9 protein-coding genes are annotated in these 13180 nt (G+C 35.4%); all 9 read right to left on the bottom strand.

From position 1 onward, the window contains the following. Positions 1–10: 10 nt before the first annotated feature. The 9 genes from HWV54_RS00450 to nuoN all read right to left on the bottom strand — a co-directional run bounded on the left by HWV54_RS00450 (position 11) and on the right by nuoN (position 13175). Positions 11–622, bottom strand: coding sequence for an invasion associated locus B family protein (locus tag HWV54_RS00450; RefSeq protein WP_005865282.1), 612 nt, complete (start codon positions 620–622; stop codon positions 11–13). Between the two features lie 1186 nt (positions 623–1808). Beyond that, positions 1809–5309, bottom strand: a complete 3501-nt coding sequence (mfd, locus tag HWV54_RS00445; RefSeq protein WP_005865284.1) for a transcription-repair coupling factor — start codon at positions 5307–5309, stop codon at positions 1809–1811. Positions 5310–5314: 5 nt separating this feature from the next. Then, a complete protein-coding gene (locus tag HWV54_RS00440) occupies positions 5315–5605 on the bottom strand; it encodes an FAD assembly factor SdhE (protein ID WP_005865286.1) in 291 nt (96 codons plus the stop codon). A gap of 76 nt (positions 5606–5681) precedes the next feature. Next, entirely contained in the window at positions 5682–6362 is a 681-nt protein-coding gene (locus tag HWV54_RS00435) for an ABC transporter ATP-binding protein (protein WP_005865288.1), read from the bottom strand. Next, the gene (locus tag HWV54_RS00430) at positions 6362–7630 is read right to left on the bottom strand and encodes a lipoprotein-releasing ABC transporter permease subunit (RefSeq protein ID WP_005865290.1); all 1269 of its coding nucleotides are present in this window, start codon (positions 7628–7630) and stop codon (positions 6362–6364) included. Before HWV54_RS00430 ends, HWV54_RS00435 begins: the two co-directional genes overlap by 1 nt. A gap of 11 nt (positions 7631–7641) precedes the next feature. Further along, positions 7642–8967 (bottom strand): proline--tRNA ligase, encoded by a 1326-nt coding sequence (gene proS, locus HWV54_RS00425; RefSeq protein WP_005865292.1) that lies wholly within the window; start codon positions 8965–8967, stop codon positions 7642–7644. A 218-nt stretch (positions 8968–9185) separates the two neighbouring features. Further along, complete coding sequence (locus HWV54_RS00420; RefSeq protein WP_005865294.1) at positions 9186–10862, bottom strand: ribonuclease J; 1677 nt, start codon at positions 10860–10862, stop codon at positions 9186–9188. 53 nt (positions 10863–10915) lie between these two features. After that, positions 10916–11719 (bottom strand): biotin--[acetyl-CoA-carboxylase] ligase, encoded by an 804-nt coding sequence (locus tag HWV54_RS00415; protein ID WP_005865296.1) that lies wholly within the window; start codon positions 11717–11719, stop codon positions 10916–10918. Between the two features lies 1 nt (position 11720). After that, positions 11721–13175 carry an NADH-quinone oxidoreductase subunit NuoN gene (gene nuoN, locus HWV54_RS00410; RefSeq protein ID WP_005865298.1) on the bottom strand — a complete coding sequence of 485 codons (1455 nt, stop codon included), beginning with the start codon at positions 13173–13175 and terminating at the stop codon, positions 11721–11723. Positions 13176–13180 lie beyond the last annotated feature (5 nt).

Raw genomic sequence — 13180 nt, 5'->3', positions numbered from 1 at the left:
CGTATATTAATTATTTTTGTTTAGCTTTCTCTTGTTCAGCTCGCATACGATCTTCGATCTCTTTTTGCTTTGATTGAATAGCCTGTTGCAACTTTATTTGTTCTTGTTGAAAATCTTTTTCTTCCATACCAGGGCCTGTATATGCAGTTGTAAATCCATTAAGAGAAAATTCAATAGGATTAGCTGAACCACGAAAATTAATTGTGGTTACAATCATTTTCGAACCACTTTTCATCGCAGTGATAAGCTTATCATCTAAGACATCATTGGCAATACAACTCGGTCCATTGCAAATAATATAAGGAATTTTTTTAGAGAAATTATCTCCTATTTGAATATGAACTCCTTCTGGCAAAAAACGACCTGTAGGCACTTGGATACCTATGCGTTTTTCATTTTGTTTTCCTTTTATTTCAACAAGATTAAAAGCCGTTAAAGGCTGACCAGTATTCGATACAACAGTGTTCATTGTATTACAAACATCAACGTCATGTTGCTTACTGCAAACCTTATACCAACCTTGAGATAGAGTTTGCGCCTTTGCAGAAGAATAAATTGTAAGAAAAAGAGCAACAGCTCCAGCTAATACTGAAACAACAGAATAGATATTTTCATGCGACATGATTAAGTTAGTCCTTTCAACGCGCTTTTATAATAATCCTAACAATAGGGATACTGAATATAATTTCAATCAAGTGTATTAAATTAAACCAATGAACTGATACCCTTTATTTATACTTCTTACTTCAATATAAAGAGAAAAGTCAAATTGGGAGAAAAAAGCTACAAAAAATCAATTAAATTCTTATGCACACATATACAGCATCCCCCTTTTAAGGCATTGGTCTTTTATGAAATTTATCCATAAAATACCTTAGTGCAATGGAATAAGATAAGATTGCATAAAGGAATCAATATTGCAATATAATTAAAGTAAATTATTGCAATATAATTAAAGTAAATTCTTGTGTTATTCTATAGCTCTTATTACTTTAAAGTTTTTTATAGTTATACTGTCTTTTAAACCATGGAGCTTTAGTATCAGGTATTGCATACATAAAGCTCCAAAATTACTGGAAAATTTGAACATTTTCCTTATACCATTCCTTGAAGCAAATTAAAAAAGTAAAATTACTTATTGGTATTGTTGGAATATTTGATGGGTTAAATTTCTTCGTTATTCGCAGTCTCAAAACAACTGTTAAGAAAACTGTTTACTAATGAATAATTCTCTGGCCTTATTTATGAAACAATAGTGGTTACCCTCTCGTGATAAAGCTTTTATATTTTATAGCCCAAATAAATCTTTTTTTCTAATCTAAATCTTTGCGCAAAACAGTAGGCATATCACTGTGCAGTATATTCTCTCACGTTTTGCAAGAAGCAACAAAAATTAGATAATTTTTCATTATCTTGTCATGTTCCTAAATATTTTATTGATTAGAGTTTTTTCAGATGTTCCTTTTGCTTTAATTAGTTTTTTTCATAACATTTTTCTTCGTATTCGCTTGCTATTTCCACTCATTAGCAATATGCGTTCTATATATTAATAGTTTTGATCTAATTTCAAAATAAACTTGAAACATACCTCACTGAGATCATTCAACTTCTAAAAAGTCTATTCTATTCATACAAAATTTTGTAGTATTTTGTAGCAATGGTGCATTTTATCAAAAATTTTAACTTATAAATTTTTCTTTAATAAATTCGATTTTATTATTACTACTAATAATTCTTATTTTTTTAATTAGATATTTTTTAAAAGTATAATATAAAATAAGTAATAATTTTATCCTATAAGAAAACTCTTAAATAGAATATTTCTCTGTCATTTCTACAAGCTGTGTCATAATTTTCACTGCTCCAATAAGTCTTTCATTCACCGTAGCCCAATCACGAATAAGAGCTATACTTTGATCTGGCCTAATTTTTGCCATCGAACCTTGTTTTTCAATCCACTGAACAAGAGCAACACTATTTGCAAAATAATTATTGCGAAATTGTATAACAATCCCCCTTGGACCAGTATCTAATTTTTCCACATGTGCTCTTCGACACAATGTTTTGATATAAAAGACTTTAAGAAGGTGTTGAACTTCAAGCGGCAAAGGACCAAAGCGATCAATTAATTCGGCAGCAAATTCATTGATTTGTTCTAAATCACCAAGCTCTGTTAAACGGCGGTAAAGTCCCATACGTAAAGATAAGTCAGGCACAAAACTTTCCGGTATCATCACTGTTGTACCAAGTGAAATTTGTGGTGACCACTGTTTATCTTCGTTTTGCTCCCCATTTTTTAGTTCAGCAACAGCCTCTTCAAGCATTTTTTGATACAACTCAAATCCAACTTCTTTGATATGCCCTGATTGCTCTTCACCTAAAAAATTGCCTGAACCGCGAATATCCATATCATGACTAGCTAATTGAAAACCAGCACCTAAACTATCAAGAGATTGTAAAACTTTAAGCCGACGATTAGCAGCAGGAGTTAAAATTTTTCCCGAAGGATACGTAAAGAGAGCATAGGCACGTTGTTTTGAACGCCCTACCCTACCACGCAATTGATAAAGAGCAGCAAGACCAAACATTTCAGCGTGATGTACGATTAATGTATTGGCTGTTGGAATATCAAGACCTGATTCAATGATGGTTGTTGATAGCAGAACATCGTATTGCCCATCATAAAATGCATTCATAATATCGTCAAGTTGTCCAGCTGGCATTTGTCCGTGGGCTATAACGAATTTGAGTTCGGGCACATGCGTTTTGAGGTATTCTTCCACAGAAACAAGATCAGAAATACGGGGACAAACATAGAAACTTTGTCCACCACGATAGTATTCTCGAAGCAATGTTTCACGTATAACAAGTGAATCAAACGGTAAAATAAAAGTACGTACCGCCATTCTATCAATAGGTGGAGTCGTTATCAATGAAAGTTCTCGTACCCCTGATAATGCTAATCCTAAAGTTCGGGGTATAGGGGTTGCCGAAAGTGTAAGGACATGAATATCGCTTTTAAGCTCTTTTAAACGCTCTTTGTGTTTTACGCCAAAATGCTGTTCCTCATCAATGATAAGAAGTCCTAGTCGTAAAAAATTAACTGCATCGCTTAGTAATGCATGCGTTCCAATGACAATATCAATCGTACCATCTAATATACCTTTTTTGACTTGTGCGAGTTCTTTAGTTTTCACAAGCCTTGAGGCATGGCCAATCTTAACAGGTAATCCTTGGAAACGCGCAATAAAAGTATTATAATGTTGGCGTGAAAGCAAAGTTGTTGGTACAACAACAGCAACTTGATACCCATTTAATGCTGCGACGAAAGCACTTCGTATAGCAACTTCTGTTTTTCCAAAGCCAACATCACCACATATCAAGCGATCCATTGGTCTCCCTGATGCCAAATCATCTAAAACGGCATCAATTGCTTCCATTTGATCTTCTGTCTCTTCATAAGGAAAACACGCAACAAATTCATCAAATGGTCCAACTGGTGGAACAAAAACAGGTGCAGAGCGCGTAGCACGCGCTGCAGCTATACGGATCAATTGACCAGCCATTTGTAATAGATGTTTTTTTAGCCGTGTTTTACGTACTTGCCAAGCAACACCACCTAACTTATCTAACGTTACATCTGTTTCCTCCGATCCATAACGTGAGAGAAGTTCGATATTTTCAATAGGTAAAAAGAGCCTATCACCACCAGCATACTTAATTTCAAGACAGTCGCGTAAAATGCCAGTTGTCATAATGGTCTTAAGACCAATAAATTGTCCAATACCATGATCAATATGCACAACGATATCGCCAGAATTTAAAGTAGCAATTTCAGAAATAAAATTTTTATTGTGTTTACGGCGTCTTGATGATCTTATTAATCGATCACCAAGAATATCTTGTTCTGATATAATAACAAAATCTTCAGCCTCAAAACCATGTTCAATCATTATAACAGCTGCACATACACGATCACGTGGTGTTGCTCTGACAGCTCGCAATGATTTTGCAATATCTATTTTTTGTAGTCCATGCTCTTCAAGAACCTGTAATAAACGGTTGAGAGAGCCTTCACTCCAACAAGCTAAAAGAACCCTTTTGCCTGCAGCGCGCAGTGAAGCAATATGGTGAACCACACTTGAAAAAACATTTTTTTCTTGCGCTTTACGTTCTTCTATAAAATCATATCCCGATTTAATATTTGTATGAACAATGGTTTGTTTAGAAGTTTGTGGAATATTAAAAGGTGTAAAATCAATACGTCGCCCAGATCGTTGTGCATATTCTAAGACCTGCTCTGGTGTTAGATAAAGAAGGTTAGGTTCTATTGGATGATAAGAAGAAAAACTTTCTTTATCATTTTCACGCTCTTTGCGAGCATTGTAATAATCTTGAATAAGCCGATAGCGTTCGTTTAATGCCTCTTCTATGAGATATTCAAAAACAACAGGTAAGTCATCACAGTAGTCAAAAAAATTATCAAGATGCTCATAAAAAAACGGTAACCAATGTTCCATACCGGAAAAGCGCCGTCCTTGAGAAATTGATTCATAAAGTATGTTATTTTTTTGTGATACACCAAATGTACGAATATAATTTCTTTTAAACCGGCTTATAAATTCGGGTGTAAGAACAACTTCGCTCATTGAATGTAATAAAAATTCTGTTCTTTTACTTGTTGTTCTTTGTGTTTCTGAATCAAATACACGGATAGTTTCCAAGATGTCTCCGAAAAAATCAAGTCGTAAAGGTTCAACATCAACGGGAGAAAAAATATCAATAATTCCGCCTCTCACAGCAAATTCACCAATATTATGAACAACTGTAACACGCTCAAAACCATTAAATTCTAGAAATTGAATTAAATGCTCCATGTTCATATGTTGACCAACACGTGTGCGAATAATTTGAGCCTCAATCATTTCACGAGGGGGTAATTTTTGCATAATTGCATTGGCTGTTGTTAATATAATTGCGGTGCTTGGATTCTTACGTAAACTTGCTATATGCGATAAAGCTGATAATCGACGTGCCATCACAGCAATTCCAGGTGACACACGGTCATAGGGCAAACAATCCCATCCAGGAAATTGAAGTATAGGCAAATTGGGCTCAATAAAGTTTAATACTTGTTGTAAATGGGCAATTTTTGTTCCATCTCGGACTACATAGATAAGTGGTTTGTCTTGTGCAATTTCTGAACTTAATTTGGCAAGCGCAAAGGCTTCAAATCCATCAGTAACTCCATCAAAGATCATATGAACAGGAATGTCTTTAGGAATAATAATTTTTTTTAATATAGGCATCGGAATCAATTTAACTTTATGTAAACATAAGAATTTATAATGTCACGAAAAAGTGGACTGTCCACTTCAGATGGTGGTGAAATTTCTCCAGTAATCCACTTCAGCAAATCGCGATCATCAAAAGACATGATATATTCAAGTTGAGAGATTGTTTTATCACTCATCCCAATAATATGAGCATCTACATAGTGCCCAAAAATTAAATCCATTTCACGAATACCTCGATGCCATGCACGAAAAATCAATCGACGACGGCGTGCATCTAATTGATTTTCGTCAACGGCAAAAACTGTCATAAAAAATCTCCTTGGATTAGATGAAAAGTGATATAGATACAATATTCAATTTGTAAGATGTGTTTTTATCTTACTTCTAAGGAAGTTCAATAATCTTCTTTTCCTTAAGTGTAATTCGACGATGCATTTGTTTAGCTAAACCGTAATTATGTGTCGCAATAAGAGCAGAAAGTCCAGATTGACGAACAAGCACAGATAAAGCTTGAAATACGTAAGCTGAAGTTACAGGATCAAGATTCCCAGTGGGTTCATCAGCTAAAAGAACCGAAGGACCATTTGCGACTGCGCGTGCAATAGCAACCCGTTGCTGTTCACCACCCGATAATTCCGATGGACGATGATTGGCGCGATGAGAAACACGCAAATAGGTCAACAATTTAAGTGCACGATCTTCTGCTATGGATTTTTTAAATCCTGCTATCATTTGCGGTATCATGACATTTTCTAAAGCCGTAAATTCTGGAAGCAAATGATGAAATTGATATACAAAACCGATATCATTTCGTCTTATAGCGGTTCGTTCCCTATCAGAGCGTTTTGCACAAGAAATACCACGCAATATCACATCACCAGTGGTTGGCTTTTCCAATAATCCAGCGATATGAAGAAGTGTGGATTTTCCAGTACCAGATGGTGCAACAAGTGCTACAAGTTCTCCACGATTAAGAATAAAGCTCGCTTTATCTAAAATAATGAGAGGTTTATAGTTTTCGAAAAAATGTTGCTCAATGTCTACAAGCTCTAAAATAGCTGCCATTATTCATACCTCAAAGCTTGCACGGGATCTAATTTAGCAGCTCGCCATGCAGGAATGAGAGCGGCAAGAAATGACAAAAATAAAGTCATTACAGCAACCATAACTGTCTCTCCCCACTCAATTTGTGCAGGCAATTTCGTTAAAAAATAAAGTTGAGGATTAAAAACATCGACATTAAATAACCAAGAGACAAAATCTTGAATATGATTGATATTTGCAGTTGCTATAACACCAAAAATTAAGCCTAATATTGTTCCAATAAAACCGATCATCATACCAGTGACAATAAATATACGCATAATTGTCCCTTGTTGTGCGCCCATCGTGCGCAAAATAGCAATATCATGACTTTTATCTTTGACTAGCATAATTAATCCTGAAATAATATTCAAAGCAGCAACAAGGACAATAAGAGAAAGAATGAAAAACATAACATTGCGTTCAATCTGTAAGGCCGAAAAAAAAGCCTGATTACGCACACGCCAATCAATTAAATAGACCTGCTGATCGATAGCTTTTCCTACGACTGGTTTTATTTGGTCAACAGCGTCAGGATCATTCAGAAATAACTCTAAAGATTGAATCTTATCTCCCAAATTAAAAAACATTTGTGCTTCATGGAGAGGCATAAAGATAAATATTGAATCATATTCAGACATACCAACTTCGAAAATAGCAGTTATTTTATAAGCTTTAACACGTGGTATAACCCCAAAAGGAGTCGCGTCACCGTCTGGTGTAATGATGCGAAGGTTACTCCCAACTGTAAGCCCCAATTTCTCTGCTAAGCCACTTCCAATTGCAATACCTTCTCCTTTATCAAATTGAGCAAGTGATCCTGATTTAATGTTCTGAGATACTGTTTTAAGCTTCTCCAAGTCTTGTTTGCGCATACCACGAACTAAAGCACCAGATCCTCCTTGAAGTTCACCTCGTACAAGCGCTTGACCTTCAACAACAGGCAAGGCAAGCTTCACGCCTTTTACGGATTCTAAAGAAGAAATAAGAGCATTATAATTGGAAAAACCAGAATCAATCGCCTGAACAATAAGGTGTCCATTCATACCAAGAATACGATTGAGAAGCTCTGTACGAAAACCATTCATTACCGCCATAACAACAACCAGAGCAAACACCCCTAACATAATTCCAATAAGAGAAATAATTGAAATAACAGATGCAACAACATGTTTTTTATTAGGAATCATATATCGTAAAGCAATCATCCATTCATAAGATGAAAACCATTTATTCCTCAACCACTTCATAACATTGCCTATCAAAATCCAGAAAACTGATTGAGTGCAGTTTCAACCGTTAGTGATTTTTTTATACCCGTTTTTCGATCTTTAATTTCAACTTCATTGTGGGCGACGTTTTTAGGGCCAACAATTATTTGTGTTGGCAAACCAATTAAATCCATTATTGCAAACTTTGATCCAGGACGCTCATTTCTGTCATCTAATAATGGATCAAAACCAGCTTGCTTTAAACTTTGATAGAATATTTCACATGTATGAGTACATTTCTTATCATCTGGTTTCATATTAATGATACCAAAATCAAATGGTGCAATCGATTTTGGCCAAATAATACCATTCTCATCATGAGAAGCTTCAATAATTGCGGCAACAAGACGTGAAGGTCCAATACCATAGGATCCCATAGATACTAGATGCTCTTTTCCATCTTGTCCCATAACTTTCGCTTCCATTGGAGCAGAATATTTTGTACCAAAGTGAAAAATATGTCCTACTTCAATACCACGAGCTGCAAGGCGGTGATTATCAGAAATCTTAGACCATTCTTCTTCACAGTGCATTTCCTCTGTTGCTGCATAAAAAGATGTCCACTGTTTAACGATATCAGCTAAAACAGCTTTATCACTAAAATCAATCGAATTGTCTGGAACAGTAAGTTCAAGAAATTTCTTATCACAAAATATAGCGCTCTCTCCTGTTTCAGCCAAAATGATAAATTCATGGCTAAGTTCACCACCAATTGGGCCTGTATCAGCACGCATGGGAATAGCTCTTAAGCCAAGACAAGAAAAAGTGCGTAAATAAGCAACAAACATACGATTATAAGATGTTTTAGAACCTTCATAATCAAGATCAAAAGAGTAAGCATCTTTCATTAAAAATTCTCGTGCGCGCATCACACCAAAACGCGGACGAATTTCATCACGAAACTTCCATTGAATATGGTACAGATTGAGAGGAAGATCTTTATAAGAACGAATATATGAGCGAAAAATGTCTGTTACCATCTCTTCATTAGTCGGACCATAAAGTAAATCACGTTTTTGACGATCTTTAATGCGGAGCATTTCCAAGCCATAATCGTCATAACGACCACTTTCACGCCAAAGATCGGCAGATTGAATTGTAGGCATTAATATTTCTATGGCACCAGCTCGTTCTTGCTCCTCACGTATAATTCTACAAACTTTATCAAGCACTTTTTTACCTAATGGAAGCCAAGAATAAATTCCTGATGTTTGTTGACGAATCATACCGGCACGTAACATGAGACGGTGAGAAACAATTTCTGCTTCCTTAGGATTTTCTTTTAAAATAGGAAGGAAATATTGAGAAAGACGCATTGAAATAATTAACTCCTAATCAGGCTCATCGTATTAACAACTTAATGTAGTATATGCTTATTTATAGCTACATTCTGAATGCTTGCCAATTAACGATAAGATTATTGAAAAATTTTATGCTCTATTCCTTATTAAGCTTATTTGAGCGATAAAATAATCTGTTAATTCCCCTCTCTTCTTTTTTTATTAAAAAGAAAATAATGTAATATTAAAATGCTTTATTTTGATCGATGTAAAAAAACTGTACAGACAGGCTTTTTTTGCCAAATTTCATGCACAGCGGCTCTCACGGCGCGCCGCATTGCTTCACGAATAAGTTCATTATTTTTTCGTTTAATGCGTGGAATACTATAAAGTGTATTTTCAACAATATCTAAAAGAATATCTTTCAAATTTTCCCCTTTTCCATTTCTCTCAGGTAGTCCAAATGTGCTTAAACCAATATCATCCAATAACTCATTCTTGCTATTCATATGGAGAGAAACAGCAACATGGCCAGCATAACTTAATTTTCGACGTTCACGAATTCCTAATTCATCCTCATTTCCGATAAGACAACCATCTTTATAGATACGACCAGCAGGAACTTGATCAATAACTTCTACAGTTTCTGGTGCAAGACGTAATATGTCACCATTTCGAATATCCATAACAATTTTAATACCTGCTTGACGTGCTAAAGCTGCGTGAGCAGTAAGGTGTATTGCTTCCCCATGCACAGGAACAAGTATCTGTGGTTTTATCCAATCATACATCTGTAAAAGTTCTGAAGGACGGGGATGACCTGAAACATGAACAAGAGCGTCCTCATTTGTGATAACTTTAATTCCCATATTGATGAAACGATTTTGTATCTCAATAATAGCTCTTTCATTTCCTGGAATACTCCGTGACGAATAAATGACAGTATCACCAGAAGAAAGTACAATATTTCTCATTTCATTACGTGAGAGTTTGGCCAGAGCAGCACACGGCTCTCCTTGGCTACCTGTCACGACTAAAACAATATCTTTGCGCGGAATGTAACCATAATCATCTTCCGTAACAAATGGCGCTAAGCCATTCATATAACCCAGTTCTTGGGCAACCATAATACTCCGTTTAAGAGAGCGTCCAACAACAAGAACCTGACGACCAACAGATTCAGCCGCAAGAGCAATTGAACGTATTCGACCAACATTAGAGGCAAAAGTAGCTATTGCAACACGCCCTTCAGCTTTCGAAAGAATTTTCGTAAGGCTTGTCTGAATTTGCTGCTCTGATGGTGTTATACCATCAAGACACGCATTTGTAGAATCACAAAGCAATGCTAAAATACCTTCATTGCCTAAAGTACGAAATCGTTTTTCATCTGTTACAGCTCCAAATGAAGATGTATGATCAATTTTCCAATCACCAGTATGTATAACGGTACCTAAAGATGTTGTAATTGCCAACGATACAGCTTCTGGTATCGAATGGTTAACGGCAATAGCCTCTATTGCAAAGGAACCTACCTGAAAACAATCACCGGCTTGAAAAATATTGAGTGCAATTTTATAAGATTTAAGATCTGATTGTCTTTTAGTTTCCAGTAATCCTGCTGTAAAAGGCGTACAGTAAAGTGGAACTTTAAGCTTTGGCCATAAATCAAGAACAGCACCATAATGATCTTCGTGAGCATGTGTTAAAACAATACCACGAATATTATGCTTTTCACTTTCCAGAAAACGAATGTCAGGTAAAACTAGATCTATTCCTGGTAATTCAGGACCAGCAAAACTAACTCCCATATCAACAAGTAGCCATTCACGAAGATTTTGTGGTCCAAATCCATAAGCAGCCAGATTCATCCCTATTTCACCTACTCCTCCTAGAGGTAAAAATACAAATTCATTCTCATTGGCTGCAACCATAAACATCTCCTAAATGATTAAGATAATTGATAGTGAAATAAAATTTTAATAAATTAACAAGAATCTGCATGGACAGAAGTCGCCAAACCAAAATGAACATCTCCAGCTGTTATAATTGCTTTTTGACCATTTTTTTGTTTTATGATGCAGTTAAAATTACTATCAAGTCCCTCAAAAATACCCTCGATAATTTCTTTATTATTGGTTATTTTGATATGCCGTCCAAAATGAGCAGAATATAAAAGCCATTTTTTGCGGATTATATCACATCCTGCTGGTTGTTTCCAAAGAAGGTAATTTTTAGCGAAATACTCTGTTAAAACCGTAAATAACTGTTCTTTTTCAACACACAAACCAATATTCTTTAAGCTTGAAGTGAGATACGGTGCATCTTCATAATGATGTTTTACGTTTATTCCAAAACCAATAACTAGTGCATATTGTTGTGATGGTAATTTAAAAATCTCGAGCAAAATTCCAGAGCTTTTAGCTCCTCTTAGCAAGATATCATTTGGCCATTTTAAGGTAACAATACTCTTCATTTGTTTTTCATTTTTTATAAATTGTTTTATTGCTTCTACTACACTTACTCCAGCAACAAAACCAAGCTGGGCAGCAGTTTGATGAATAATATCATCAGTTAATAAAAGACTAGAATAAAGGTTTCCTTTCGGACTAGACCATGTCCTACCTCTTCTCGCTCTTCCCTGTGATTGTTCTTGTGCGACAATCCAAAGATAGCCATGATAACCAGCTTGGGCTTTTCTCTGTGCGATGAGATTTGTTGAATCAACAGTTTCATAAGATTCAACAGCATATCCTTGTTTTTGTGCAAAATTTGATAAGAGATAAACCATATTAGAACAATGCAGCAGCTGCTTTTTCTGCCAATTCAGTGAACCAAATTCCAAAAAGCATATAAAATAAAATGAATAATGCAGAAAGACCGAGACAAAATTGAAGTTCATTCGATAAAACAAAAAAATGCGCTTTTGCTTCATCAAACCACATAATTTTGATGACTCGTAAATAGTAAAAGGCCCCAATAACAGACGCTATCATTCCTACGACTACAAGTGGAGTAAGTCCAGCATGAATAGCAGCTGAAAATGTATACCATTTACCAAAAAAACCAGCCATAGGTGGTATACTTGCTAAGGAAAAAAGTTGTATTGTCATCACAACAGCCATAAACGGATTCGTCTTTATTAACCCTGAAAGATCATAAATATTTTCAACATTTCCACTACTAGATCTCATTCCAAGAATAAAAGCGAATGAACCAAGCGTCATACCAAGATAAATAGTCATATAAAGAATGACACTTTTTATTCCAAGTATATCTCCAGCAGCTAAACCAACGAGCGCATATCCCATATGACCAATTGATGAGTAAGCCATTAGACGCTTAATATTGCTCTGACCAATTGCGGCAAATGCACTAAGTGTCATCGATGTAATCGCTAAAAACACAAAAATTTGTTGCCATGCAGGCATAGAGCCATCAGAACTATTTAGTGGGAGAAAGGTCATAACAATAACACGAATAATTAATGCTATCGCGGCAATTTTAGGAGCTCCAGCAAAAAATGCTGTAATAGGTGTGGGTGCTCCTTCATAAACATCAGGTGTCCACATATGAAATGGAACTGCAGAAATTTTGAAAGCTAAACCAGCTAAAATAAAAACAATTCCAAAAATGACTCCTAATTGTAACTTTTCACCTTTTAAAGCAAGAGCAATTTCGTGAAAACCAATTTGACCAGTAAAACCATAAAGCAAGGAAATACCATAAAGTAACAATCCTGAAGACAACGCTCCTAAAACAAAATATTTTATACCGGCTTCAGAAGATTTTACATTATCACGATTGATTGCAGCAAGAACATATAAAGCTAAGGATTGTAATTCCAACCCCATATAAAGTGATAGCATATTACCAGCTGAAATCATCAGCATCATACCAAGTGTTGCGAAAAGAACAAGTATAGGAAATTCAAATATATCAAACCTTTGAGAACTGGTAAAACTAACAGACATAATAAGAGCAAAAAGTGCACCAATAAGCGTTAAAATTTTCATATAACGACCGAAAGAGTCTATAATAAGCGCATTAGTTTGAAATAAGCCACTTTTCGGAAAAACGACAATAATAACAATGGTTGCAACGAGAAGCGCAATGGCCAGACCAGTCACAGTTAAAGAGGAACGTGTGTTGGAATAAACACCAATCAAAAGCAATACGATTCCTCCTAGTGTTATTAAAATCTCAGGAAGAATTAATACTAATTGAGCTATCATTTCAGTTTGCATGTGCA

This window comes from Bartonella alsatica, from assembly GCF_013388295.1.
Lineage (GTDB): Bacteria > Pseudomonadota > Alphaproteobacteria > Rhizobiales > Rhizobiaceae > Bartonella > Bartonella alsatica.
This window is presented reverse-complemented; position numbering and strand designations above follow the sequence as displayed.

Bases quoted from the DNA above. Each gene is read 5' to 3' on its own strand.
- HWV54_RS00450 (WP_005865282.1), bottom strand. From the start codon at position 622: ATGTCGCATGAAAATATCTATTCTGTTGTTTCAGTATTAGCTGGAGCT.
- mfd (WP_005865284.1), bottom strand. From the start codon at position 5,309: ATGCCTATATTAAAAAAAATTATTATTCCTAAAGACATTCCTGTTCAT.
- HWV54_RS00440 (WP_005865286.1), bottom strand. From the start codon at position 5,605: ATGACAGTTTTTGCCGTTGACGAAAATCAATTAGATGCACGCCGTCGT.
- HWV54_RS00435 (WP_005865288.1), bottom strand. From the start codon at position 6,362: ATGGCAGCTATTTTAGAGCTTGTAGACATTGAGCAACATTTTTTCGAA.
- HWV54_RS00430 (WP_005865290.1), bottom strand. From the start codon at position 7,630: ATGAAGTGGTTGAGGAATAAATGGTTTTCATCTTATGAATGGATGATT.
- proS (WP_005865292.1), bottom strand. From the start codon at position 8,967: ATGCGTCTTTCTCAATATTTCCTTCCTATTTTAAAAGAAAATCCTAAG.
- HWV54_RS00420 (WP_005865294.1), bottom strand. From the start codon at position 10,862: ATGGTTGCAGCCAATGAGAATGAATTTGTATTTTTACCTCTAGGAGGA.
- HWV54_RS00415 (WP_005865296.1), bottom strand. From the start codon at position 11,719: ATGGTTTATCTCTTATCAAATTTTGCACAAAAACAAGGATATGCTGTT.
- nuoN (WP_005865298.1), bottom strand. From the start codon at position 13,175: ATGCAAACTGAAATGATAGCTCAATTAGTATTAATTCTTCCTGAGATT.